General features: G+C 69.6%; 22 protein-coding genes and 1 riboswitch. Of the genes, 7 read left to right on the top strand and 15 right to left on the bottom strand.

Translation table 11 applies throughout. From position 1 onward, the window contains the following. Nucleotides 1-43: 43 nt before the first annotated feature. Complete coding sequence (locus DS837_RS05765; RefSeq protein ID WP_149163838.1) at nucleotides 44-841, top strand: DeoR/GlpR family DNA-binding transcription regulator; 798 nt, start codon at nucleotides 44-46, stop codon at nucleotides 839-841. Nucleotides 842-844: 3 nt separating this feature from the next. Here DS837_RS05765 and DS837_RS05760 read toward each other — a convergent pair whose 3' ends face one another. Both DS837_RS05760 and DS837_RS05755 read right to left on the bottom strand, forming a co-directional pair. Then, on the bottom strand, nucleotides 845-2,344 hold the full coding sequence (locus DS837_RS05760) for an L-lactate permease (RefSeq protein WP_149163837.1): 1,500 nt from the start codon (nucleotides 2,342-2,344) through the stop codon (nucleotides 845-847). 104 nt (nucleotides 2,345-2,448) lie between these two features. Beyond that, complete coding sequence (locus DS837_RS05755) at nucleotides 2,449-3,051, bottom strand: NADPH-dependent FMN reductase (protein ID WP_149163836.1); 603 nt, start codon at nucleotides 3,049-3,051, stop codon at nucleotides 2,449-2,451. Between the two features lie 361 nt (nucleotides 3,052-3,412). Here DS837_RS05755 and DS837_RS05745 point away from each other — a divergent pair, with 361 nt between their 5' ends. After that, nucleotides 3,413-5,419, top strand: coding sequence for a methyl-accepting chemotaxis protein (locus DS837_RS05745; RefSeq protein ID WP_211102101.1), 2,007 nt, complete (start codon nucleotides 3,413-3,415; stop codon nucleotides 5,417-5,419). Nucleotides 5,420-5,512: 93 nt separating this feature from the next. Here DS837_RS05745 and DS837_RS05740 read toward each other — a convergent pair whose 3' ends face one another. From DS837_RS05740 to DS837_RS05695, 9 genes are all read right to left on the bottom strand, one after another. Continuing rightward, entirely contained in the window at nucleotides 5,513-6,016 is a 504-nt protein-coding gene (locus DS837_RS05740; RefSeq protein WP_149163835.1) for an L-2-amino-thiazoline-4-carboxylic acid hydrolase, read from the bottom strand. 11 nt (nucleotides 6,017-6,027) lie between these two features. Continuing rightward, entirely contained in the window at nucleotides 6,028-6,753 is a 726-nt protein-coding gene (locus DS837_RS05735; protein ID WP_211102100.1) for an ABC transporter ATP-binding protein, read from the bottom strand. Continuing rightward, the gene (locus tag DS837_RS05730; protein ID WP_094304648.1) at nucleotides 6,750-7,517 is read right to left on the bottom strand and encodes an ABC transporter ATP-binding protein; all 768 of its coding nucleotides are present in this window, start codon (nucleotides 7,515-7,517) and stop codon (nucleotides 6,750-6,752) included. The genes DS837_RS05735 and DS837_RS05730 overlap by 4 nt, the downstream gene beginning before the upstream one ends. Continuing rightward, entirely contained in the window at nucleotides 7,514-8,542 is a 1,029-nt protein-coding gene (locus tag DS837_RS05725) for a branched-chain amino acid ABC transporter permease (RefSeq protein WP_247889790.1), read from the bottom strand. The genes DS837_RS05730 and DS837_RS05725 overlap by 4 nt, the downstream gene beginning before the upstream one ends. Further along, the gene (locus tag DS837_RS05720; protein ID WP_040136279.1) at nucleotides 8,529-9,443 is read right to left on the bottom strand and encodes a branched-chain amino acid ABC transporter permease; all 915 of its coding nucleotides are present in this window, start codon (nucleotides 9,441-9,443) and stop codon (nucleotides 8,529-8,531) included. The genes DS837_RS05725 and DS837_RS05720 overlap by 14 nt, the downstream gene beginning before the upstream one ends. A gap of 54 nt (nucleotides 9,444-9,497) precedes the next feature. Continuing rightward, nucleotides 9,498-10,610 (bottom strand): ABC transporter substrate-binding protein, encoded by a 1,113-nt coding sequence (locus tag DS837_RS05715; RefSeq protein WP_149163834.1) that lies wholly within the window; start codon nucleotides 10,608-10,610, stop codon nucleotides 9,498-9,500. 82 nt (nucleotides 10,611-10,692) lie between these two features. Next, entirely contained in the window at nucleotides 10,693-11,226 is a 534-nt protein-coding gene (locus tag DS837_RS05710) for an L-2-amino-thiazoline-4-carboxylic acid hydrolase (protein ID WP_149163833.1), read from the bottom strand. A gap of 2 nt (nucleotides 11,227-11,228) precedes the next feature. Then, nucleotides 11,229-12,554 carry an NAD(P)/FAD-dependent oxidoreductase gene (locus DS837_RS05705; protein WP_149163832.1) on the bottom strand — a complete coding sequence of 442 codons (1,326 nt, stop codon included), beginning with the start codon at nucleotides 12,552-12,554 and terminating at the stop codon, nucleotides 11,229-11,231. A gap of 331 nt (nucleotides 12,555-12,885) precedes the next feature. Next, complete coding sequence (locus tag DS837_RS05695; protein ID WP_149163831.1) at nucleotides 12,886-14,058, bottom strand: M20 aminoacylase family protein; 1,173 nt, start codon at nucleotides 14,056-14,058, stop codon at nucleotides 12,886-12,888. A gap of 175 nt (nucleotides 14,059-14,233) precedes the next feature. On the opposite strand from DS837_RS05695, the gene DS837_RS05690 reads away from it, so the two are divergent. Both DS837_RS05690 and DS837_RS05685 read left to right on the top strand, forming a co-directional pair. Beyond that, on the top strand, nucleotides 14,234-14,815 hold the full coding sequence (locus tag DS837_RS05690) for a TetR/AcrR family transcriptional regulator (protein WP_149163830.1): 582 nt from the start codon (nucleotides 14,234-14,236) through the stop codon (nucleotides 14,813-14,815). Between the two features lie 3 nt (nucleotides 14,816-14,818). Next, entirely contained in the window at nucleotides 14,819-18,229 is a 3,411-nt protein-coding gene (locus tag DS837_RS05685; RefSeq protein WP_149163829.1) for an acyl-[ACP]--phospholipid O-acyltransferase, read from the top strand. 12 nt (nucleotides 18,230-18,241) lie between these two features. On the opposite strand, the gene DS837_RS05680 is transcribed toward DS837_RS05685, so the two are convergent. Together DS837_RS05680 and DS837_RS05675 are read right to left on the bottom strand one after the other, a co-directional pair. Next, nucleotides 18,242-18,835 carry an O-methyltransferase gene (locus tag DS837_RS05680; RefSeq protein ID WP_149163828.1) on the bottom strand — a complete coding sequence of 198 codons (594 nt, stop codon included), beginning with the start codon at nucleotides 18,833-18,835 and terminating at the stop codon, nucleotides 18,242-18,244. A gap of 127 nt (nucleotides 18,836-18,962) precedes the next feature. Beyond that, nucleotides 18,963-19,769: a tellurite resistance TerB family protein gene (locus DS837_RS05675; RefSeq protein ID WP_149163827.1), complete on the bottom strand. Its 807-nt coding sequence runs from the start codon at nucleotides 19,767-19,769 to the stop codon at nucleotides 18,963-18,965. Between the two features lie 268 nt (nucleotides 19,770-20,037). Between DS837_RS05675 and DS837_RS32580 the strand changes: the two genes are divergently transcribed. Continuing rightward, complete coding sequence (locus DS837_RS32580; protein WP_246654055.1) at nucleotides 20,038-20,232, top strand: hypothetical protein; 195 nt, start codon at nucleotides 20,038-20,040, stop codon at nucleotides 20,230-20,232. 65 nt (nucleotides 20,233-20,297) lie between these two features. Here the strand turns inward: DS837_RS32580 and DS837_RS05665 are convergent, their stop codons facing one another. Continuing rightward, the gene (locus tag DS837_RS05665; protein WP_149163826.1) at nucleotides 20,298-20,987 is read right to left on the bottom strand and encodes an alpha/beta fold hydrolase; all 690 of its coding nucleotides are present in this window, start codon (nucleotides 20,985-20,987) and stop codon (nucleotides 20,298-20,300) included. A 279-nt stretch (nucleotides 20,988-21,266) separates the two neighbouring features. On the opposite strand from DS837_RS05665, the gene DS837_RS05660 reads away from it, so the two are divergent. Together DS837_RS05660 and DS837_RS05655 are read left to right on the top strand one after the other, a co-directional pair. Beyond that, entirely contained in the window at nucleotides 21,267-21,620 is a 354-nt protein-coding gene (locus DS837_RS05660; protein ID WP_149163825.1) for a hypothetical protein, read from the top strand. A 49-nt stretch (nucleotides 21,621-21,669) separates the two neighbouring features. Beyond that, entirely contained in the window at nucleotides 21,670-22,107 is a 438-nt protein-coding gene (locus DS837_RS05655; protein ID WP_170295752.1) for a hypothetical protein, read from the top strand. Between the two features lie 26 nt (nucleotides 22,108-22,133). Here the strand turns inward: DS837_RS05655 and DS837_RS05650 are convergent, their stop codons facing one another. Beyond that, nucleotides 22,134-22,697 carry a manganese efflux pump MntP gene (locus tag DS837_RS05650; RefSeq protein WP_149163823.1) on the bottom strand — a complete coding sequence of 188 codons (564 nt, stop codon included), beginning with the start codon at nucleotides 22,695-22,697 and terminating at the stop codon, nucleotides 22,134-22,136. Between the two features lie 3 nt (nucleotides 22,698-22,700). Beyond that, nucleotides 22,701-22,902, bottom strand: a riboswitch (yybP-ykoY riboswitch). Nucleotides 22,903-23,105: the final 203 nt, after the last annotated feature.

The following is a 23,105-nucleotide window of genomic DNA, read 5'->3' as shown; positions in this document are numbered from 1 at the left end:
GAATGAACTTGCGGGCGAAGCGGCGGTCGGCTTGAATGCCGCCATGGATATCATGACTCCCCGGCAGACCGACATCCTGGCGCTCGCCCGCACGCAGGGGCGCGTGCTGGTCGATGATCTGGCCACCCGATTCAACGTCACGCCGCAGACCATCCGCAAGGACCTCAACGAGCTGTGCGACCGCCGCCTGCTCCAGCGGGTGCATGGCGGCGCCGTCGCCGGGTCGGGGGTGGAGAATCTCGGCTACGAGGCGCGGCGGCTGATCGCCCAGGACGAGAAGCGGGCCATTGGCCGCCGCGCCGCGGAGTTGGTGCCCGACAGCTCCTCCCTCTTCATCAACATCGGCACGACGACGGAGGAGGTGGCCCGCGCCCTCCAGGGGCGCAGCGGGCTGGTGGTCATCACCAACAACATCAACGTCGCCAACCTGCTGCGCCCCGAGCCGCACATCGAGGTGATCGTGGCCGGCGGCGTGGTGCGGCGGTCGGACGGCGGCATCGTCGGGGAGGCCGCCATCGACTTCTTCAACCAGTTCATGGCCGATTTCGCGGTAATCGGCGCCTCGGCCATCGACGAGAGCGGGGCGCTGCTCGACTTCGACTACCGCGAGGTGCGGGTGTCGCAGGCGATCATGGCGAACGCCCGCCACGTCATCCTGGTCGCCGACCGCGGCAAGCTGGAGCGCACCGCCCCGGTGCGCATCGGTCACATCTCGCAGGTCCACACCTTCGTCACCGACGTCCTGTCCTCCGACCGGCTGGCCCGCATCTGCCGGGAGTCCGGCGTGCGGGTGGAGGAGCTGTTCCCCGACCGCGCGACGGAACCGGAACCCCAGGACTGATGCCTACACCAGCCAGACCCAGGCGGTGACGACGAGGAGCAGCGACGCCGTGGAGGCGACGCCGATGGGCAGAGCCAGCCGGTAGATCGCGGATTCCGCCTTGGTCAGCCCCAGGAGGCTGGAGGCCAGAACGATCCGGCCCGGCGTCAGCAGCGTGCAGACGCTTCCCGCCACCACCTGGATGGCGGCGGCAGCGATCAGCGGCAGGCCGCTGCCCGACGCCAGATTGACCTGGATGTGCATCATCAGGGCGTTCGACGCCGTGTTGGAACCGGTCAGCATGCCCGTCGCCGCCCCCAGCACCGGCACCGCCAGCACGGCGGCGGAGCCCGCCACCGCCTGCCACGCCTGCCCGAAGGCCGCCGCTCCGCCGGAGGCGGCCATGAAGGCGGCCAGCTCCACGAAGACCAGCGTCGCCGCCATCGGCACCAGTGCCGCGCGCAGGGCGGGGACCGCCACCGGCAGAGCGCGCCCGCGCGGCAGGCCCGCGAGCATGACCAGGGCGATGGCGACCAGCCACGTCGAGGGGTGGCGCAGCAGGGGCATCGGCGCCAGCCCGCCGAAGGGGTCGAGCACCAGCCGGTCCGCCGTCCAGCCCGACAGCGGCGGCACCAGCCGGGTCGCCATCAGCCCGCCGACCAGGACCACGTAGGGCCACAACAGGGCCAGCAGCCGCGACAGGCCGGCGGCGTCGCGCGGCAGGCGTCGCGCCTCCACCGCCAGCAGGAGCACCGCCGTCGCCAGCCCACCGCCCAGTTCCGGGGCCACGAAGCGGTTGGTCAGCCAAAGCAGCCCGGCCAGCGCCAGCATCAGGGCGAGGTCCCTGGCCCGGTCGCTCAGGCTGGAGGTCAGCCCGGCGCCGTGGATCAGCCGCCAGAACACCAGCAGCAGGCTGGGCAGGACCACCACCATGAGGGCCGCGCTGGCCGTGCCCAGCTCGGTGAAGGAAACCCCGATCAGCTCCGCCCCGACCCGCGTGCCGACGCCCAGCGCGCCCCAGGGGGCGAGCATCTGGCTGAACAGGCCCAGCGCCGCGGCGTGGGCTGGCGGCAGGTTCAGCGGGCGAAGCATGGCGAGCGCCACGACCAGCCCGACGCCGAACCCCGTCACCGATTCGGCGAAGGGACCGGCGAGCAGGCAGGCGACGAAGACGGCGCGGCGGCGCTCGGCCGGTGTCTTCGCCTCGACCTGCGCCTCGGCCTTGACGGCGCGTGCCTCGAAGGCGCGATGGAACAGAAGGCCCGCCGCGATGATCGACATGGCGTGCCACGCCAGCCACGCTCCCTCGCCGGCTTTCAGCGCCACGGCGGGGAGCAAGCCGGGAAGTTGGGCCAGCCAATCCGGAGCGGTGGCGCCGCTCGGCTGCGCCACCATCAGGGCCGCCATGAGCACCCCGGCGGCCAGCGCCATGCCCGCGGTTCCGGCGGTCAGCATGCTGACACGACGCGACACGAGCAGGGCGACCGTGGCGGCGAGGGGCAGCAGATGGAGGGTCAGGGGCATGATCGACACAGGGAGCCGTGAGTGAAGTGTGCTGATATACTAATATTGGCACACTTCGGCCAGCCCCATCGGTCTTTGCGCGTCAGCCCTGCCCTGCCTGGGACTCAAGCGCTTTTGACCCCGCGCAGCAGGGCGATTTCCGCCAGAAGGTCGTCGATGGCGGCCAACGCGAAGTCCAGCGCCGCCTGATCGGTCAGCCGGCCGTCCTTGATCTTCTCGTGAACCGTGCCGATGACCACCTGCGGACGGGCGATGACCCGACCCATCATGCCGGATAGCGTCTCGCGCATCTCATGCTGGGCGCGCACGCCGCCGGTGAAGGCGGGGGAGGCGGTCATGATAAGGATCGGCTTGCCCCGCACCGGCGACTTCATGGCCGGGCGTGACGCCCAGTCCAGCGCGTTCTTCAGCACGCCCGACATGCCGTAATTGTATTCCGGGGAGATGATGACCAGCCCGTCGGCCGCGGCGATGGAATCGCGCAGAGCGGTGGCCGGGGCGGGGGTGTTCTCCGCGTCCAGGTCGGGATCGTAGGGCGGGATTTCGTTCAGCGGGAACAGCGTCATCTCCGCCTTGCCGCCCGCCTTGCCGCCCGCCTTGTTGCCCAGCGAGTCGGCGAGTGTGTTCAGCACCGCGGTGCAGTGGGAGTGGCGGCGGATGCTGCCGGAAAGGCCGAGAAGGCGGATGGGCTTTGCGGTGTCGCTCATCGTGGCTGTCCTGTTGCGGTTCGAGAGGGATGGCCGTTCCAACGGCGCGCGTGGCGGATGGTGCCGCCCCCGTCATCGGTCCGCAACCCGGAGGATCGGATGGCCGCCACCGACCTTGAATCGGATCGGACTCCGTAGAATCCACAATAGGGAGGCGGCGTCTCGAAAGCGTCTAAAATATAAGATAAATCGCTTATTTTCTCAACGCCGGCAGTGACCTAGCGGAGGGACCGCTCCCCGAACGCCCTAACTATAGCCGGACAGGGTGCGACAATATGGTGATGATTTTCTGACATTAATACAGTAGAAATAAAACTTAAGTAGTGTTTTATGCGTGTTCTCCGCGACGGGGTGCTGGCTTATGCGCGACAATGGACCGGTTACGAACCGCGAAATCGAAATGGCCGACGACATGCTGCTGGTGTCGCGGACCGACACCCGCGGCAAGATTACGTTCGTCAATAAAGCATTTGTTGATATTAGCGGATTCGCAGAAACGGAATTACTCGGCGCGCCTCACAATCTTGTGCGCCATCCGGACATGCCGCCGGCCGCCTTCGCCAACCTGTGGGAAACCATCAAGGACGGCAGGCCGTGGGAGGGGCTGGTCAAGAACCGGTCCAAAAGCGGCGACCATTATTGGGTCAAGGCGAACGTCACCCCCATCACCGAGAAGGGCGTGGTGACGGAATACATCTCCATCCGGTCCAAGCCGAGCCGTGAGGCGGTGGCGGAGGCGGAGCGCATCTACGCCGAGATCCGCGCCGGGCGCGGCCAGCAGTACGGATTGCTGGACGGCCAGATCGTCCGCGGCGGCTTCGGCGTCTGGCTGAGCAATCTGGTATCCAGCATCGGCGGGCGCATCCTGGCGACCAACGGCCTGCTGTTGCTGACCGTCATCGCCCTCGGTGGGGTGAGCCTGACGGGCAGCGACAGCGTCGGGATCTTCGCCGGGCTGATGCTGTTCGGCCTGCTGGTGGCCGGCATCGGCACGCTCAGCGTGATGGGCACGGTGCGCCGCCCGCTCGGGCTGGTGGAAACCCACCTCGACGCGATCGCCCGCGGCGACCTGATGACCAACGTTCCCAGTTCCGGCGTGGCGGAATTCGCCCGCATCCGGTCGCAGATCCGCGCCGTGAAGGCGAAGCTGAACTATTCGACCCAGGAGCGTGCGGAGCGCCAGCGCCAGGCGGAGGAGGAGCGCATCACCGCCCTCCAGTCCATGGCCGAGACGGTGGAGCGCGAGGCCAGCCACGCGGTGGAGCAGGTGGCCCTGCGCACCGGCGGCATGGCCCAGGACGCCGACGCCATGGCGACCTCCGCCGAGCGGGTCAGCATCAACGCGCAGAACGTCGCCGCGGCGGCGGAGGAGGCGTTGGCCAACGCCCAGACCGTGGCGGCGGCGACGGAGGAGCTGGCGGCCTCGATCCGCGAGATCTCCGCGCAGATCGCCCACTCCAGCGCGGTCACCCGCCGCGCCGTGGAGAACGGCCAGCGCACCCAGGGCACCATCCAGTCGCTGTCCGAGGCGGTCGGTCGCATCGACGAGGTGGTCAAGCTGATCACCGACATCGCCAGCCAGACCAACCTGCTGGCGCTCAACGCGACCATCGAGGCCGCCCGCGCGGGCGAAGCCGGCAAGGGCTTCGCGGTGGTGGCGCAGGAGGTGAAGAACCTCGCCAACCAGACCGCCCGCTCGACCGAGGAGATCACCCGCCTGATCGCGGAAATCCAGGGTGTGACCAGCACCGCCGTGGGCGCGGTGGCGGAGATCGGCGACACCATCGGCGAGATCGACCAGATCTCCAGCGCCATCGCCGCGGCGATGGAGGAGCAGGCCGCCGCCACCCAGGAAATCAGCCGCAACGTGGTGGAGACCTCCAACGCCGCGCAAGAGGTGTCGGTGCGCATCGCCGCCGTGTCCAGCGACGCCGACCAGACCGGTTCGCAGGCCTCGGGCGTGCGGGCCGGCTCGGACGAGGTGGCGAGCAGCATCGACGAGCTGCGCCGCGTGCTGGTGCGCGTCGTCCGCACCTCCACGACCGACGCCGACCGCCGCCGCAGCCCGCGCTACCGGGTGAATGAGTCCTGCGGCGTCGTGGTGCATGGGCGCGACCAGTCCGGCACGCTGACCGACCTGTCGAACGGCGGCGCCATGCTGAGCGGGATCGGCGGCCTCGGCGTGGGCGACCGCGGCACCCTGCGGCTCGACCGCTTCGGCCTGTCCGTCGCCTTCGAGGTGCGGGCCATCGACAAGGCGGCGGTTCATGTCCGCTTTGCCGAGGCCGACGTCGCACAGGGGCGGTTCCGCGATGCGTTCGGCCAGTTGACGCGCGGGCTTCAGCCGGTGGCGACGGCGGCGGCCTGACGAACGGCGGCCTGACCAACGGTAGACTTGCCTGAAAAAAAGACGGCCCGGCGTTCCGCACGCCGGGCCGTTGTCGTTTTGGGTTCTCTCTGTTCAGCCTTCCGGCTTGTCCACGCGGTAGCGGAAATCGCAATGGCTGGCGCCCTGCATGATGGTCTGCGTCCGCTCCATCTTGATCGACGGGTCGTAGCCCGTGCAGAAGGCGGCGTCGCGGTTGCAGGACAGCAGGTGGCCGATGTGACCGAGCCCCATCTCCCGGTACATCTCGGCGTAGCGGCAGCGGGTGACGTTGTAGTCGAACCGGGTCTCGTCCTGGTGCAGCACCTCCAGGCGCAGCGCGTCGTCCTTGGTCCACAGGGGCTGCAGGTCGGCGAAGCTGGTCAGGTTGGTGCCGTTCGGCTCGGTCGCGGCGAAGGCGGCGGCGGACTCCACCGCGGCGCGGGTGATGGCGGCGCCCAGGATCTCCTGCGCCACCGCCTCGCCCAGCCGGGCCGCCATCTCCTCATAGACCGGCTTCAGGATCGCCGCCTCGATCCCGCGGCGCTCCAGCATGCCCATCGCGGGCTTGGCCGCGGGCGTGTCGGTCGGTTCGGTCATTATGATCTCCGTTAATGCGCGTGCCCGCCGAGATAGGCTTCGGCGATGCGGGGGTCGTCACGCAATTGTGCGGCCGGACCGGCCAGCACGATGCGCCCGTCCTCCATCACCGCCGCGTGGTCGGCGACCCGCAGGGCGGCGCGGGCGTTCTGCTCGACCAGCAGGATCGACACGCCCTCCGCCCGGATGCGCTGCACCAGATCGAAGATCTGCGCGACCACCATCGGGGCGAGCCCCAGCGACGGCTCGTCGAGCAGAAGCAGGGCGGGGCGGCGCATCAGGGCGCGGGCGATGCACAGCATCTGCTGCTCGCCGCCCGACAGCGACCCGGCGTTCTGGCGCAGGCGCTCGCGCAGGACCGGGAACATGTCGAGCATCCGGTCGAGTTCGCCGAGCCCGACGTCGCTGCCGCCGAGCACCAGATTCTCCCGCACGCTCATGTTGGAGAAGATCTGGCGGCCCTCCGGCGCCTGCGACAGGCCGAGCTTCACGATGCGGTGGGCGGGCAGGTTGGCGATGGCCTCGCCGCGGAAGGCGATGCTGCCCCGGCTCGCCCGGTAGACGCCCGAGATCGCCCGCATCAACGTGGTCTTGCCGACGCCGTTGGAGCCCAGCACGGCGACGATGGCGCCCTGCGCCACGGTCAGGTCGATGCCGTGCAGGATCTCCTGCGGCCCCATGGTGACGTGCAGGTTCTCGATCGTGAGGATCGGGCCATTGGAGTGCGGCTGGCTCATGCGTCCACCCCCAGGTAGGCTTCCAGGACCGCCGGATCGCGGCGGATGGCGTCGGGCGGGCCGTCGGCGATCTTGCGGCCGGAGGCGAGCACCAGGATGCGCTGGCAGATGCTCATGACCAGGGTCATGTCGTGCTCCACCAGCATGATGGTCAGGCCGGTGCCGTGCAGGCGCTTGATGAAGTCGGCCAGCGCGCGGGTTTCGGTGTCGTTCAGGCCGGCGGCGGGTTCGTCGAGGATCAGGAAGCGCGGCTGCATCGCCAGGGCGCGGGCGATCTCCAGATACTTGCGCTGGCCGTAGGGCAGGTTGGCCGCCAGTTCGCCCGCCACATGGGTCAGGCCGACGGCCTCCAGCGCCTCCCAGGTGCGGCGGCTGATCTCGGCGGACCGGGCGCCCCCCCCGGCGAGGGAGCCGAACAGCGCGCCCAGCGCCCCCTGCGGCAGCGCGCCCACCGCGCCCACCGACACGTTGTCGAAGACCGACATGTTCGGGAAGACGCGCAGGTTCTGGAAGGTGCGGCTGATGCCCAGCCGGGCCACCTGGTTGGTCTTCAGCCCGCTGATGGTCTTGCCGTCGAAGGCGACGGTGCCCGACGACAGCGGCGTGAAGCCGGAGATCAGGTTGAACAGGGTGGTCTTGCCGGCGCCGTTCGGACCGATCAGCCCGACCAGCTCGCCCTCGTCCACATGGCCGGTCACGTCGTTGACCGCCAGCACGCCGCCGAAGCGGCGGCTGACGTTGCGGATGTCGAGAAGATGGGTCATCGCCAGCCGATCCCTTCGCCCTTCACGGTGTTGCGCCACGCCGCGCCCAACTGGCGCCGCGCGAGCTGGAGCGCGGAGACCTCGCCCAGCAGGCCCTTGGGCAGCAGCAGGATCGACAGGAACATCACCAGACCGACCATGATGTTGCGGAAGTCGCCGAAGGCGCGCAGCCCCTCCGGCAGCAGGATCAGCAGAAGCGCGCCGATCACCGCGCCGGGCAGGCTGCCCAGGCCGCCCACCACCACCATCGCCAGGATCAGGATTGATTCGGAGAACTTGAAGTCGCCCGGCGAGATGTAGCCGGTCATGTGCGCCCACAGGCTGCCCGCCACCCCGGCGAAGAAGGCCGACAGGGTGAAGGCCTCCATCTTCAGGCGCGCCGTGCTGACGCCCATGGCGTCGGCGCACTGGTCGTCCTCGCGGATCGAGCGCAGGGCGTTGCCGTAGTAGGAGTGGCTGAGCCGCCCGATCGCCAGCACGCACAGCGCCACCACCGTCGCCACCGTGTAGTAGGTGGCGAGCCGGCCCGACAGGCTGAAGCCGAACAGCTCAAGCCCCTTGGTGACGATGATGCCGTTGGGACCCTTGGTGAACTCCACCCAGTTCAGCATGACCAGATAGAGCATCTGCCCGATCGCCAGCGTCGCCACCGCGAAATAAATGCTGACCAGCCGCATGGTCGGCAGCGCCACCAGGAAGGCGATCAGCGCCGCCACCAGACCGGACAGCGGCAGCGTCACGGTGAAGCCCAGCCCGAACTTGGTCGAGAGCAGGGCGGCGGTGTAGGCGCCGACCCCGTAGAAGGCGGCGTGCCCGAGATGCAGCAGCCCGGCCACCCCGGTGACCAGATGCATGGAGGCGGACAGCAGGATGAAGATCAGCGCCAGATTGGCGATCTGGTAGAAATAACCGCGGTCGAAGCCGGCCAGCATGGCCGGCAGCCCCACGAAGACCAGCAGGGCGAGCAGGAGCGGAATCAGCGCGCCTTGCCCGCGCCGCGGCGCCGACAAATCAGACACGTTCACGGCGCGCTCCGAACAATCCGTTGGGGAAGAAGATCAGGGTCAGGATCAGGAAGCCGTAGGCCACCATGTCCGACCAGCCCGACGACACGAAGGTCGTCGCCATGCTCTCCGAGATGCCCAGGATCAGGGCGCAGATCACCGCACCGGGGATCGAGGACAGCCCGCCCATCACCATGGCGACGAAGGCCTTGATGCCGGGCACGAAGCCCATGGCGGGGAAGATCGCCCCGTAATAGAGCCCCGTCAGGATGCCGGCCGCCGCCCCCATCATCGAGCCGACGACAAAGGTCATGATGATGGTGCGGTCGGTGTCGATGCCGACATACTTGGCGCCCAGCGGGTTGTTGGACACCGCCCGGATCGACAGACCGATGCGGGTGCGGGTCAGCAGATACTGGAGGCCGATCAGCATCGCCGCGGCCACGCCGAAGATGATGAAGTCGCCGGTCACCAGGATCACCGGCCCGATGCGCACCGGCGTGTTGATGAGATACTCGAACGGGACGGAGCGCATCTGCGACCCGAACACGATCTCCAGCGCCTCGCGCACCACGATGGACACGGCGAGCGAGGAGAGCAGGGTGGATTCGCGCATCGCCCGCGACTTCAGCGACGCCTCGTCGGTGAAGCGGCGGAAGGGTTTGAAGGCGATCCGCTCCAGCGAGAATCCGGCCATGGCGCCGATCGCCAGGGCGATGAAGATCACCGCGAAGATCGGCGGGGCCGTCGCGGAAATCAGCACCAGCCCGGCGAAGGCGCCCAGCGTGTAGACCTCGCCATGGGCGAAGTTGACGACGTTCAGCACGCCGAAGATCAGCGTGAAGCCGATCGCCATCAGCGCGTAGGTCATCCCCAGCGACAGCCCGATGGCGAGCTGCTGGAGGTAATAAGGGTCGATCATGCGGGCCGTTCGCTGGAGATCGTTAGGCTATCGGGTCGGAAGGATGTGCGCCGATCAGTCGGCGACCGGCACGAAGGCGCCGCCCTTGACCTCGACCTTCACCAGCTCCTTCTCGGCCTCGCGGTCGGCGCTGAAGCTGGTCTTGCCGGTCACGCCGGCGAAGTCCTTGGTCTGGGCCAGGGCGTCGCGCACCTTCTCGCGGGTCGGGTTCGGGTAGGCCTTCTCGACCGCCGCCAGCATGATGCGCACGGCGTCATAGGCCTGGGCCGGGAACTGGCCCGGAACCGCGCCGTTGGAGGCGGCCTTCCACTCCGTCACGAAATGCTGGATGTGCGGGGCCGGGTCGGTCGGCAGGAAGTTGGAGGTCAGGTGCACGCCCTCGGCCGCTTCGCCGGCCAGCTCGATCAACTTCGGGCTGTAGGCGGCCGAGGTCGAGTAGACCGGGGTCTTGATGCCGAGCTGCTGCACCTGACGCAGGAACTGCGCACCGTCCTCGTAGAAGAAGCCGGTGTAGATGGCGTCCGGCTTCGCGCGCTCCAGCTTGCTGATCAGCGAACGGTAGTCCTTCAGGCCGCGGTTGAAGAACTCGGAGAAGACCACCGTGCCGCCGTTGGCCTTCACGCCGTCGGTGAAGCCGGAGACGACGGACTGGCCCCAGTCGGTCTGTTCGGCGATGACGGCGATGTTCTTGTAGCCCTTGGACAGCATCCACTTGGCGTTGTAGGGGCCTTCCTGCGCCTGGGTGGCGATGTTGCGGAACTGGTACTTGGAGATCTTGGTGTAGTCGGGGTGCGAGGCCGTCTGGGAGAGCTGCGGCATCCCGGCGTCCTTGTAGACCTGCGCCGAGGCCATCGACACACCCGAGGTGAAGTCGCCCAGCACGCCGACGATCGCCTTGTCGTCCACGAACTTGCGGGCGATGTTGGTGCCTTCCTTGGCGTCGGAGCGGCTGTCCTCGAAGACGATCTCCGCCTTGAAGGGCTTGCCCGACGCGTTGAACTCGGCCAGGGCGATCTCGGCGGCCTTGCGGAAGTCCTGGCCGTACTGGGCGGTCTCGCCGGTCAGCGGCAGCTGGTAGCCGATCTTCACGGTGTCGGCGGCCAGGGCAGTGCCGGCCAGGGCGGCCGTCATGAGGGCGGCGAGGGAGGCGGTCTTCAGGGCGGTCATCGCGTGTGAACCTTTCTTGTGAAGGCCGGCTTCGAGGCCGGTGTTGGGCAGCGTCGTACGGTTGGGTGGCTTATTCGGCGGATCAGGCGGCCTTCGGGCCGGGCAGGACCTTCAGGCGGCAACAGCCCTCGTCGCCGGGCTTCCAGGTCTCGCCGCGGAAGACGAAGCCGGCCGCCTCGAACAGGCCGCCGTCGATGGCGCCGGCCATGTTGCAGAGCAGCTCCAGATCCTCGTCGGACTTGCCCTGGGCCTGCCACGCCTCCTTCAAGGGACAGCGGTGGAAATGGATTTCCAGCGCGTCGCCGTCGCAGCGCTTGATCTCCGGCGCGAACATGGAATCGCGGTTGGGGATGCCGTCGAGGAAGGCGTGGCACAGGCCGGCCAAGTCGTCGGGGCCGTGCGCCGCGTACTTCACGCCCATCGCCTCGCCCAGGCGGCGGGTCGCCTCGCGCCCGATGTCCAGCGCCGTCTCGGTGCCGTAGCGCTCGCGCAGCACATCGAACATATGGGCGTAGGACGCGGCCCGCATCGCGTAGGCGTTGCGCAGCTGCGTGGCGTGGTCCGGGGCGGCGCCAGCGGCGGGTGCAAAGGCAGGAGCCTTGGTGTCTTCAGTCATCGTCAGATTTCCCGGATGTCGTTCCAGCGGTATTGCAGGAGTTTGAACGGCCCGATGCGTTGCAGCAGGTCGTTGAAGGGCAGGGGGCGCGGCTCGGTCAGCGGCAGCGCCAGTTCCGCGGGATCGCGGCCCAGCGCCGCATAAGCCAGCTCCCGTCCCAGCGAGACGGACAAGGCGACGCCGCGCCCGTTGCAGCCCGCCCAGGTGAAGGCGTTGGGGCCGAGCTGGTGGACGCGCGGGGTGTAGTCGGTGGTCATGGCGATCCGCCCGTTCCACACATGGTCGAACCGCAGCCCGCGCAAGGTGGGGAACATGGAGGCCAGCCGCAGGCCGACGATACGCCGCAGCCGGTCGGCCCCGTCGATGGGGACCAACAGCGCGCCGCCGCTGACCAGCCGGTGGTCGGCGGTGTAGCGCATGAAGCGCAGGTCGCCGTGGGTGTCCGACATGGCCTGACGGCCGGGCAGGATGCTGCGCCGCTGCGCCTCGTCCAGCGGCTGGGTGGCCATCTGCCAGGACAGGACCGGCACGACCTCCGTGCGGATCTCCGGAAATATGGCGGCGGCGTAGCCGTTGGTGCCCAGCACCAGGGAATGGGCGGTCACCGTGCCGCCCGGCGTCCGGGCCACCCAGCGGTCGCCGCGCCGCTCCACCGACAGGGCGGGGGAGTTGATGAAGACCGACGCGCCGGCCTCGACCGCCTTGCCGGCCAGCCCGCGGGCCAAGGCCAGCGGGTTGATGTGGCCGCCGCTGCGGTTCATCCAGCCGCCGTAATAGGCGTCGGTGCCCAGCAGCTCCGAAATGCCGGCGCGGTCGAGCAGCTCCACCGGAGCGCCCCGGCTGCCCCATTGCTTCGCCCGCCGCTCGGCGATGGCGATGCGGCCCGGCGAATGGACCGGCTGCACCCAGCCGGTCTGCTCGGCCGCGCAATCGATGCCCAGGCGGCGGATCAGGGCGAACAGGGTGTCGGCGCTGTCGCGGATCAGCGCGACGAAGCGCTCGCCCCGTTCCGGCCCGAACTTGGCGACGAGGTCCTCGGGGTCGGGGCGGGTCAAGGTCGGGATGACCTGCCCGTTGTTGCGCCCGGACGCGCCGCGCCCGATCTCCGACGCCTCCAGCACGACGGCGCGCTTGCCCGATTCGGCGGCGTGCAGGGCCGCCGACAAGCCGGTGAAGCCGCCGCCGATCACCAGCAGGTCGGTCTCCACCGCGTGTTCAAGCGCCGGAAGGGCCGGCGGCGGCGGGGCCGTGGCCTCCCACAGGGAGTCGGGCCGCTGCCAGATGCCGCCGGTTCCAGGAACACCGGTCTTGTTCTCTATCGCCTTCACCGTGCCTTGTCCCACGTCTGTCGGGTGAAATCGGCCCGATCATGGGACAAATTGCATACCCGGGCAATTACCATGGAGAGGACGCAGTAATTTTCCTGTTTCATACACAAACCATAGGGAGATAGGAATGGTTTGTACAAAGCTGCCGGAATTATGGCGGTGTCCTGTAATCCCTCTCCCGCCCCGGGAGAGGGTGCCCGCGCAGCGGGCGGGTGAGGGTCACGCGAGTATCAGGGCGCTGCGTCTTGCCGGCACCCTCACCCTCCCGCCGCGATGCGGCGGGCCCCTCCCTCTCCCGGGGCGGGAGAGGGGATGGCGGGTGCAATAGCCATCACGCCGCGCGCGGCAGCACCGTTTCGGCCAGCCGCACCCAATAGCTGAGGCCGATGGGCAGGACCGCGTCGTTGAAGTCGTAATGCGGGCTGTGCAGGTTCCGCCCGCCGTCCGACGGCCCGGCGCCGACCCAGACGTAGCAGCCCGGCCGCTGCTGCAGCATGAAGGCGAAATCCTCGGCGCCCATGCTGGGCATCGGATCCAGGTCCAGCCCCGATTCGCCGACGACTCCGGCGGCGGCGCGGCGGGCCAGCTCGGTCGCCCCGGCCTCGTTCACCGTGGAGGGGTAGCGGCGCTCGTAGCGCATCTCCGCCTCGATCCCGAAGCCCCCGGCGATGGCCTTGGCCAGTTCGCCCATGCGCCGCTCCACCATGTCCTGCACCTCCTTGCGGAAGCTGCGGGTGGTTCCCCGCAGGACGGCGGTGGCGGGAAGGACATTCCACGTGTCGCCCGCGTGGAACTGCGTGACGCTGACCACGGCGGAATCGACGGGATGCACGCTGCGGCTGGCGATGGTCTGCCAGGCGTTGACGATCTGGGTGCCGGCCAGGATCGTGTCGGTGCCCAGATGCGGCATGGCGGCGTGGGTGCCCTTGCCGGTCAGGGTCAGTTCGAAGATGTCGTAGGCGGCCATGATCGGGCCGGGGCGAAGCGCGATCTTGCCGACTTCCAGCCCCGGCCAGTTGTGCATGCCGTAGACCTGCTCGACGGGGAATTTCTCGAACAGCCCGTCCTCGACCATCACGCGCCCGCCGCCCTCGTTTTCCTCCGCAGGCTGGAAGACGAAGGCGATGGTGCCCTGGAAGTTCGGGTGCGCCGACAGGTGGCGCGCCGCGCCCAGCAGCATCGCCGTGTGCCCGTCATGCCCGCAGGCGTGCATGCGCCCCGGATTGCGCGAGGCATGGGGCAGGTTGGTCTGCTCGTGGATGTGCAGGGCGTCCATGTCGGCGCGGAAGGCGACCGCCGGCCCCTCGCCGTTGCGCAGCACGCCGACCACGCCGGTCTTGGCGAGGCCGCGGTGAACCTCCAGCCCGAAGGAGGCCAACTTCTCCGCCACGAAATCGCTGGTCCGCTCCTCCTCGAAGGCCGTTTCCGGGTGGGCGTGCAGGTCGCGCCGCCACGCGGTCATGTCGGCCGTCAGCGCCTCCGTCCCGTCGATCGTCCTCACCATGTCCCTGGTTCCCTGTGTTTCATGAGTGTGTGCGAATGATCTTGCCCAAAAAACCACCCGTCGTGCAAAGCGCACGGCGATGCGGTGCCGTCACATCACCCTTGCAGCGCGGACCGGTTCCGTGCAGGATGTGAGTGAACGTTCACTTATAAAGAACGCCACGAACGGGAACGCCATGTCCAAAGACGCCCGCGTCGATGCACGCAACAAGGTCCGGGATGCCGCCATCGCGCTGTTCGCCCAGAAGGGGGTGAAGGCGACCACCATCAAGGACATCGCCCGCGCCGCCGGGGTGTCGGAGGGCGCGCTGTACCGCCATTGGGCGAGCAAGGAGGATCTTGCCGCCGCCCTGTTCGCCGCCGAATACACCGCCTTGTCGCACAGCCTGCGCGAGGCGGCGGGGAGCGGCCCGGCGCCGCAGCGGCTGCGCCGCGTCATCGCCTGGGCCTTCGGGCTGGTCGAGGCGGCGCCGGACCGCGCGCGCTTCCTCCTGCTGTCGCAGCACGACGCGCTTCCGCTGGTTCCAGACGGGCTGGAGACGCCGGTGGACGTGGTCTGCGCCATCGTCGGCGACGGCATCGCGGAAGGGAGCATCGTCGACGCCGACCGCGAGGCGCTGGCCCACACGGTGATCGGCGCCATCGTCCTCAACATCCAGTCGCACGTTTACGGACGGCAGACGGCCCCGCTCGGCACGCTGGCCGACACGGTCGCCGACGCGCTGCTGCGCGGCCTGTCCACCGGAAAGGGAGCCTGAAGCATGAGCGAACTGGGCCTTCTCGCCACGCGGCGCTTTCTGCCGCTGTTCGTGACGCAGTTCCTCGGCGCCTTCGGCGACAATGTGCTGCGCGGCGCCATCGCGGTGCTGGCGGTCTACGGCATGGCGGGGACGGCGGGCGACGGCGCGCTGATCTCGACCCTCGCCGCGGCGGCTTTCACCATACCCTTCCTGCTGTTCTCGGCGACCGCCGGCCAATTGGCCGACCGGTTCGACCGCACGCTGATCGCCCGCGCCGTGAAGGTGGCGGAGATCGGCCTGATGGCGATCGCCGCCTGGGGCATCCTGCGCGCCGACCTCGGCGTGCTGATCGTCGCGCTGGTCGGCATGGGCGCCCATTCCACCGTCTTTGGGCCGGTCAAGTACGGCCTGCTCCCCGATTTGCTGAAACCGGAGGAGCTGACCGCCGGCAACGGTCTGGTGGAGGCGGGGACCTTCGTGGCGATCCTGCTGGGCACCATCGCCGGCGGGTCGCTGGCGCTGGCCCATCCGCTGGCGCTTCCGGGGCTGCTCGGCGCGACGGCGCTGGGCGGGCTGGCGGCATCGCTGCTGATCCCGCGGGCGGGCAACGCCGACCGGACGGTGCGCGTCGGGCTGAACCCGGTGTCGGTCACCCTGCGCGTGCTGCGCGCCACCGCGCAGGACCGCGTGTCGATGCTGGCGATCTACGGCATCTCCGTCTTCTGGGGTGTCGGTGCGGTCGTCATGGCGCAGTTCCCGGCCATCGCGCGGGAGACGCTGGGAACGGACAGCGAGGGGGCGACCCTGCTGCTGGCCGTCTTCGCCGTGGGCGTGGCGATCGGCTCCGTCTATGCCGGGCTGGGTCACCGGGTGCCCTCGCGTGCCGACGCGCGCCGCGCCGCCCTGGCGGGCCTCGTCGCGGCGGTGGCCGGGGCGGCGCTGCCCTTCCTGACGCCCGATGCGCCGTCGGCGAAGCCGCTGTCGGCCCTGGCGCTGCTGGCCCAGCCCTGGGCGATGCCGCTGCTGGCCGACCTGTTCCTGATCGCCGCGGCGGGCGGCGCCTTCGCCGTGCCGCTCTACGCGCTGATCCAGCACCGCGCGGCGGCCTCGGCCCGCGCCCGGGTGATCGCGGCGGCCAACGTGGTCAACGCGCTGTTCATGGTGGTCGGCTCGGGCATCGCGGCGGCCATGCTGGCGCTGGGCGTGACGCCGTTGACCGTCGCCGCCTGGGGCGGGGCGAGCATGCTGGCCGCCGTCGTTCTGGCGCTCGCCATCGACGCGGTGGGCATGGGGCGGGCGCTGGCCCGCGCCTTCTTCCGGCTGGCCTTCCGGGTCGAGCTGCGCGGCGCGGAGCATCTGGAGCGGCTGGAGGGCGCGGCGGTGGTCACGCCGAATCACCAGTCCTTCCTGGACGGTGCTCTGCTTGCCGCCTTCCTGCCGGGGATGCGCTTCGCCGTGGACAGCGTCATCGCGCAGCAGGCCTGGGCCAAGCCCTTCCTGGCGCTGGCCGACCATGTGACCATCGACCCGACCAAGCCGATGGGCACGCGCCTGCTCGCCCGCACCCTGGCCGAGGGCCACAAGATCTGCATCTTCCCGGAGGGGCGGATCACCGTCACCGGCTCGCTGATGAAGATCAACGGCGGTCCCGGCATGCTGGCCGACAAGGCGGGCTGCCCCATCGTGCCGGTCTGCATCGAGGGCGCGCAGCGCTCCATGCTGTCGCGGATGCACGGGCGGCTGCGGCTTGGCCTGTTCCCGCGCATCACCATCACGGTCATGCCGCCGGTCGCCACCCCGGATGTGACCGGGCTGGCCGGTAAGAAGCGGCGCGCGGCGCTGAAATCCTGGCTGTCGCGCGTCATGACGGAAACCGTCTTCGCCGCCGGGCAGCGGCCCGACACGCTGGCGCTCGCCCTGCTGGAGGCCGGGCGGAAGACCGGCTGGTCCAAGGCGGCGGTTCAGGACGGCGACTTCACGACTCTGTCCTACCGCGCCCTGACCGCGCGTTCCCTGGTGCTGGGCCGCATCCTGGCCCGTGGCACCGAACCGGGGGAGGCGGTGGGCGTGCTGCTGCCGACCGCCTCGCCGACCGCGGCGGTGTTCTTCGGGCTGGCGGCCCATGGGCGGCCCGCGGCGATGCTGAACTTCACCGCCGGGGCGGAGGCCATCAAGGCGGCCTGCCGCGCCGCCGGGCTGCGCCGCATCGTCACCTCGGCCCGCTTCGTCGAGATGGGGCGGCTCGGCCCGCTGGTCGAGGCGCTGGCCGCCGACCACAGCATCGTCTATCTGGAGGACGTGAAGCGCGGGCTGGGCATCGGCGACAAGCTGCGCGCCCTGGCCGCGTCGGTGGCGCCGGAGCGGTTCCTGCCGGAGCAGGGCCAGCCGGACGACGTGGCGGCGATCCTCTTCACCTCGGGGTCGGAGGGGCCGCCCAAGGGCGTGGCGCTGACCCACGACAACCTGCTCGCCAACATGGCGCAGGTGGCCTCCGTTGTCGACTTCACGCGGCAGGACGTGGTGTTCAACTGCCTGCCGGTCTTCCACTCCTTCGGGCTGCTCGGCGGGATGCTGCTGCCGATCCTGAACGGGGTGAAGACGGTGCTCTACCCCAACCCGCGCCACGTCCGGCTGATTCCGGAGCTGGTCTACCAGACCAACGCCACGGTGCTGTTCGGCACGGACTTCTTCCTGAACGCCTGGGCGCGGGCGGCGGACCCCTACGACTTCCGCTCGCTGCGGCTGGTCTTCGCCGGGGCCGAGCGCCTGCAGGAGGAGACGCGCCGTACCTACACGGAACGGCTGCGCGTGCATCTGCTGGAAGGCTACGGCACCACCGAGACCTCGCCGGTGATCGCGGTGAACACGCCGGCCCGCTTCCGCCCCGGCACGGTCGGGCAGGCCCTGCCCGGCATCGAGACGGAGCTGCTTCCGGTCCCCGGCGTGCCGGTCGGCGGGCGGCTGCGGGTGCGCGGGCCGAACGTGATGAAGGGCTACATGCGGGCCGACAACCCCGGCGTGGTCGAGCCGACGGAGGACGGCTGGCACGACACCGGCGACATCGTGGACATCGACGCCGACGGCTTCATCCGCATCGTCGGGCGCGTCAAGCGCTTCGCCAAGGTGGCCGGCGAGATGGTCCCGCTGGGGCTGGTCGAGGAGTTGGCGCTCCAGGCCGCGCCGGACGCTGCCCACGCCGCCGTCGCCCTGCCGGACGCCCGGCGCGGCGAGCGGATCGTGCTGGTCACCGCCGGCACCGGCCCGACCCGCGATGCGCTGGCGGCGGCAGCCAAGGCCAAGGGGGCGCCGGAGATCGCCATTCCCCGCGACGTGCTGCGGGTGGAAACGATCCCCCTGCTCGGCACCGGCAAGACCGACTACCCGGCCGTCAGCCGGCTGGCCGCGGAAATGCTGGCGAGCGAGACGGCCTGAAGACCGGTGGGGTCAGGGGCGGCAGGCGACGTGCAGCCCCTTGCCCACCGGGAAGATGGTGGAGCCGAAGCCGGGCAGGGCGTCGACCGCCGCGATGTAGCCGGCGATCTCCTGCGGGTGGGACAGGGCGTTGTCGGCCAGCAGCAGACAATCCGGCTCCAGCCTCGGCAGCAGAAGGCGAAGCTGCTCCGGGGCGCTCCAACGGTCGGCATCGAAGAACACGCAGTCGAAGGGGCCGTCCAGCCCGGCCACCGTCTCCGTCGCGTCGCCGACCAGCAGGGTGACGCGGCTGGCCAGCCCGGCGCGCTCCAGGTTGGTGGCGGCCTGGGCGCTCTTGCCCGGATCGCGCTCGATGCTGGTCAGCGGCTCGGTGGCGCCGCTGGCCTGCAACGCTGCGGCGAGCCACAGGGTGCTGACGCCGTTGGAGGTGCCGATCTCCAGCACCCGGCGGCGGCGCCCGCTGCGCACCAGGATGTGAAGAAGCTCCGCCGTCTCGCGCTCCAGATTCAGCATCTTGCGGGCGCGGTCGCCCTCGCGCGCGTCGTTGTCGCGCCCATAGCTCTCGAGATCGCGGAGCACGCGGTCGACGGCGTCATTCAGCAGCATGGTGTTGGCCCCGGTGGCGGAGAGTGGGCTAAGACCCTGCGCCGAGTGTGGCCGTGAGGTCAAGAGAGTGCTCAATGGAAAGCCCCCTCCCACAAGGTGTCGGGAGGGGGCTTTGCCGTTGGAACCGTCACGCCGCTTGGTTGAGCTGCTCCGCCCGTTGCGGGGCGATCTTCAGGCGGGTGGCGAGGTAGCTGAGATAGGCGCGTTCCGCCTCATGCTCGCGGTCCACCGCCATCAGCGAGGCCAGATAGACCTGCTCCGCCATGTCCGGATCGGTGACGGAGCGGACCAGCGAGTCGAGCGATTGCGGCTGGGACAACTCCCGCTCCACGATCTGCCGCTCCTCCGGGCCGCCGCCGGCCTCGTCCAGGGCGGACATGACGCGCTGGCGCTCGGCCGCGGAAATCTCGCCGTCGGCGTTGGCGGCGGCGATCATGGCGCGGATCAGCAGCAGGGCGTGCTGGTCCTCCATGGCGAGTTCGGGAAAGGCGCCTTCGCCCGATCCCGACGGGGCGGCGTCCGGCGGGGGAGCGGTGCGCTGCTGGAAGACCTGGGATAGCCGTTCGCCCAGCGATCCGCCGCCGGAAGCACCGGCCCCGCCGAGAATGCCGCCGAGGATGCCGCCCGGCGTGTTGCCCGAGCCGGACGGCGGCGCCCCCCACGGGCTGCTCCCCGGCTGCCCGGAGCGGGCCGGATTTTGTCCGGAGGAAGGCATGTTCTGCTGACGCTCCTGATAGGCGCGGTAGGCGAGGTAGGCCAGCGCCCCCAGCCCGGCCATGGGGCCGACGCCCATGCCGCCGCGGGCGTGCATCGCCGGCCCGGCACCCATCCCTGACCGGTTCAGGATCGAGCCCAGATCCTGCGGGCTCCTGCGGCTGTGCCCTCCCATGCCGGTGGCCAGAAGGGTGCCGAGAATGTTCTGAAGATTCGCCATGACGCGCCTCTCTCCTAATCGGTGTCCATGTCGATGCAGCTTTGCGCCTCATCAACAGACGAAAGGGATCGGCGTCACGGCACAGCTAAGGGTGCCAATGATGGGCCTGACCAGCCGATCCCTCTTCTATGACGGCTTCTATGCCAGAGGTGGGGTGGCTTTCGAACAGGCTGTGCAGGACACTGACTTCCGCTATCGTGGCGCGCATCAGAGCGCAGCAAGCGCCAACGCCCGCCGGTCGGCGGGTGGCATTTTGGAGGAGACGCCCATGACCTTCGACCGGCACGCGGAACCGCCTCCGCTGGATCTGTCGCCGACACCGTTCGTTCCGCCGCCGGCCCCGGCCTGCGGGTCGCTGTGGAACGACTATCTCCACCGTCTGCTGGGCACGGCGCATGGTTGCGTCGCCGCGAACGACGACGAGTCCGATCCGGAGCCCGCCTGCTGCTGCGCCGCCGGATGATGCCGTGAAACCGTGCCCCTGAAATCGTGCCCCTGAAATCGTGATTGGGAGCGGTCGGGTGCCTGTCAGCGGGCGCCCGCCGCCTCGATGATCACCGCCGCCACCGCGTCGGGCCGGGAGGCGTGCGGGATGTGGCTGGCCCCGACCTCCACCGTCCGCGCGCCGATGCGCTCGGCGGTCGCCCGCAGGAAGGCCGGGGGAAGCATCCGGTCTTCGCTGGCGACGATGTACCAGGACGGCTTGTGCTCCCACGCCGCGGCGGTCACCCGCGTGCGGAAGCAGCCGGCATGGACCGGCCCCTGCGTCGCGGCCAGCAGCGCCGCCTCCGCCGCCGGCACATCCTGCGCGAAGTTCGCCGCCAGACTCTCCGCCGACAAATGCAGATAGCCCGCGCGGTCCATCGCCACGCTGGACAGGCCGGGCGAGGGCGGGAAGGGCTTCAGCGTGTCGTTCGGCGACTGCCCGATCCCCGGCGCGAAGGCCGCCACATAGACCAGCGCCTTCACCTTGTCCTGATTCCCGATCTGGGTGATCACCGCCCCGCCCCAGGAATGGCCGACCAGCACCACCGGCCCCTTGGCGCGGTCGATGGCGCGCTGGACGTGGGCGACATCCTCGTCCAACGAGGTCAGCGGATTCTGCACGGCGATCGCCTCCAGCCCCTGGGTCTGGAGCAGGGGGATCACGCGGCTCCAGGCGGAGCCGTCCGCGAAGGCGCCGTGGACGAGGATGACGGAAGTGGCGACCGGGTCCATGGACCGATTCCCGTGACAGTGACCGACCCTATCCTCTGAGCACGCCCGCGCCCGCCTGTCCAGCGCGGAGGCTGCGCTTTTCCTCCCTGTGGAAAAGCCGCCCGGACTCTGGGGTCAAAGGATGTCTTGCTGCGGAGCGGGATGAAAATTTCGCGAAATCGGCCTTGAAGCTAAGATTGTTCTGGGATACGGTATACCAACAGTGAGGCGGGGCGATTGTCCGCCCCTTCCGCCAAGCCAGTCCGTCCGTATCGCCAGCCCGAGCCCTTGAGGTGAGCCATGGTCAAGACCCTTTCCGCCGTCCGTCCCGGAAGCCGCCCGAACGCCCTCCGCGGTGTCGACGATGCCGCTCCCGCCGGCGTCGTGGTCGCCCTGCGCCCCGAACACCGGCAGTCTGATCACCGGCAGCGGGCTACGGTGCTGGCGGCGACCACCGGCGGGCGTGGCCCGCGCATGGACATGCTGACGATCACCCACAGCCGGGGGCCGGCCGAGGATCGCGGGGCGGAACTCATCCACATCGATGGCCCTTACGCGGATGTTCTGGCCTACATCGCCGACTCGCCGGAGTGCGTGGTCTGCTTTGACACGCTGCATGGCGGCATGGCCCGCGCGCAATTGTCCGTGCCCTGACATTGTCCGTGCCCCAACTGGGCGCCGGGTCCTGCTGGAGAGCGAACCGATGAACGCTTGTATGATGACGCCCTTTTCCGGGCAGGAACTGGCCTCCGCGATTATCGCGGCGGCGCTGTCGCTCCCCTCGGCCAACGGCCGGCTCCATTTGCCCGAGGGAGCCGTTCTGTGCGATCTGGCGGCGCTGGAGCGGGAGTTCGCGCTGGCCGCGCAAGGGCTGGCCCACTGGCTGGCGCAGAACGAGCCGCGCATTGCCGAGGCCACGCGGGCCAGCCGGTTGAAGATCGGGGCCGGGGTCATCCGGGCCGCCGTGGCGACCCTGGAGCACGCCGGGCGGCGTTGCGGCGAATTGAGCGACCGCGGACAACAGGCGCTGTCCATCGACTTCAGCGCGGTCTGCGATCGGGTTCAGGAGCGTCCGGGCCTGCTCGCTCAGGCGGTGGCCGCCGTCGCCGCCGGCCATACCATCCACGCCGTCGCCGCCTGAGGGCAGCGACCGCCGAGGGTTGGACGTTACAGAAGGGTGTGCTCGACCAGGATCTTGGTGCCGATGGCGAGCAGGCCGAGGCCGCCGATCAGTTCGGCCCGGCGGCCGAGCAGCGGGCCGGCGGCCCGGCCCAGCAGGACGCCGCCGAAGCCCATCAGGAAGGTGACGACGCCGATCAGGCTGGCGGTCACCGCGATGTTCACGTCCGCCATGGCGAGGCCCACCCCCACCGCGCTGGCGTCGATGCTGGTCGCCACTGCGACGGTCAGCAGGGCGAGCCAGCCCGAGCGGGTGGCTGCCGCCTCGTCGTCCCCTTCCCCGGCGAGCGCGTTGCGGATCATCGACCCGCCGATCAGCAGCAGCAGGCCGAAGGCGATCCAGTGGTCGATCGCCTGGACGAAGCCGGCGAAGGCTGAACCCACCGCCCAGCCGATGGAAGCCATCGAGAGCTGGCAGGCGCCGAAGGCGAAGCCCACCCGCAACGCCTCCGACAGGCCGGGACGCTTCTGAACGGCGCCACGGCCCAACGCCGCGGCGAAGCTGTCCATGGAAAGGCTGACGGCGAGGGCGAGGGAGGTGGCACCGAACATGGCAACAGGCTCCGGCCAAACGGACACGACAGCACGGCTACCCCCGGTTGGCCTTCGGGAGCGTCCGCACCATCGGTCTTGCCGAACCGGCCGGACGCTGTCCGGCTGCCGCGTGCGCCACGGGACGTCCTGAAGCAGGATGGTCCCGAGTCTGTTGGCGCACGCCCCTCTCGCTGGAGGGTGGCTACTCCCCAATGACGGGGCGGACCCTAACGCCGGAGAGTCTCGGTGTCAATCTATATGAACAGCTGTTCATATATATTTGAATCGCTCTAAAATGCACGCGCCGCGCTCTGCCGCGGGTGGAGCATGGTGCAGCGCAGAACGATTTGTTAAGAGCCTCTGACGCTTTTAGGACGCTGCGCTTCGTTGGGGTACGAAACGCTGGATTCAACGGGCATCATTGGG

Source organism: Azospirillum brasilense (assembly GCF_008365405.1).
Classification (GTDB): domain Bacteria; phylum Pseudomonadota; class Alphaproteobacteria; order Azospirillales; family Azospirillaceae; genus Azospirillum; species Azospirillum brasilense_D.
The sequence above is the reverse complement of the archived record's forward strand: the minus strand, read 5'-3'. Positions and strand labels throughout refer to the sequence as shown.

Excerpts from the sequence above, each read along its gene's own strand:
- DS837_RS05765 (WP_149163838.1), top strand. The coding sequence starts at position 44 with ATGGATATCATGACTCCCCGGCAGACCGACATCCTGGCGCTCGCCCGC.
- DS837_RS05760 (WP_149163837.1), bottom strand. The coding sequence starts at position 2,344 with ATGCCCCTGACCCTCCATCTGCTGCCCCTCGCCGCCACGGTCGCCCTG.
- DS837_RS05755 (WP_149163836.1), bottom strand. The coding sequence starts at position 3,051 with ATGAGCGACACCGCAAAGCCCATCCGCCTTCTCGGCCTTTCCGGCAGC.
- DS837_RS05745 (WP_211102101.1), top strand. The coding sequence starts at position 3,413 with ATGCGCGACAATGGACCGGTTACGAACCGCGAAATCGAAATGGCCGAC.
- DS837_RS05740 (WP_149163835.1), bottom strand. The coding sequence starts at position 6,016 with ATGACCGAACCGACCGACACGCCCGCGGCCAAGCCCGCGATGGGCATG.
- DS837_RS05735 (WP_211102100.1), bottom strand. The coding sequence starts at position 6,753 with ATGAGCCAGCCGCACTCCAATGGCCCGATCCTCACGATCGAGAACCTG.
- DS837_RS05730 (WP_094304648.1), bottom strand. The coding sequence starts at position 7,517 with ATGACCCATCTTCTCGACATCCGCAACGTCAGCCGCCGCTTCGGCGGC.
- DS837_RS05720 (WP_040136279.1), bottom strand. The coding sequence starts at position 9,443 with ATGATCGACCCTTATTACCTCCAGCAGCTCGCCATCGGGCTGTCGCTG.
- DS837_RS05715 (WP_149163834.1), bottom strand. The coding sequence starts at position 10,610 with ATGACCGCCCTGAAGACCGCCTCCCTCGCCGCCCTCATGACGGCCGCC.
- DS837_RS05710 (WP_149163833.1), bottom strand. The coding sequence starts at position 11,226 with ATGACTGAAGACACCAAGGCTCCTGCCTTTGCACCCGCCGCTGGCGCC.
- DS837_RS05695 (WP_149163831.1), bottom strand. The coding sequence starts at position 14,058 with ATGGTGAGGACGATCGACGGGACGGAGGCGCTGACGGCCGACATGACC.
- DS837_RS05690 (WP_149163830.1), top strand. The coding sequence starts at position 14,234 with ATGTCCAAAGACGCCCGCGTCGATGCACGCAACAAGGTCCGGGATGCC.
- DS837_RS05685 (WP_149163829.1), top strand. The coding sequence starts at position 14,819 with ATGAGCGAACTGGGCCTTCTCGCCACGCGGCGCTTTCTGCCGCTGTTC.
- DS837_RS05680 (WP_149163828.1), bottom strand. The coding sequence starts at position 18,835 with ATGCTGCTGAATGACGCCGTCGACCGCGTGCTCCGCGATCTCGAGAGC.
- DS837_RS05675 (WP_149163827.1), bottom strand. The coding sequence starts at position 19,769 with ATGGCGAATCTTCAGAACATTCTCGGCACCCTTCTGGCCACCGGCATG.
- DS837_RS32580 (WP_246654055.1), top strand. The coding sequence starts at position 20,038 with ATGACCTTCGACCGGCACGCGGAACCGCCTCCGCTGGATCTGTCGCCG.
- DS837_RS05665 (WP_149163826.1), bottom strand. The coding sequence starts at position 20,987 with ATGGACCCGGTCGCCACTTCCGTCATCCTCGTCCACGGCGCCTTCGCG.
- DS837_RS05660 (WP_149163825.1), top strand. The coding sequence starts at position 21,267 with ATGGTCAAGACCCTTTCCGCCGTCCGTCCCGGAAGCCGCCCGAACGCC.
- DS837_RS05655 (WP_170295752.1), top strand. The coding sequence starts at position 21,670 with ATGAACGCTTGTATGATGACGCCCTTTTCCGGGCAGGAACTGGCCTCC.
- DS837_RS05650 (WP_149163823.1), bottom strand. The coding sequence starts at position 22,697 with ATGTTCGGTGCCACCTCCCTCGCCCTCGCCGTCAGCCTTTCCATGGAC.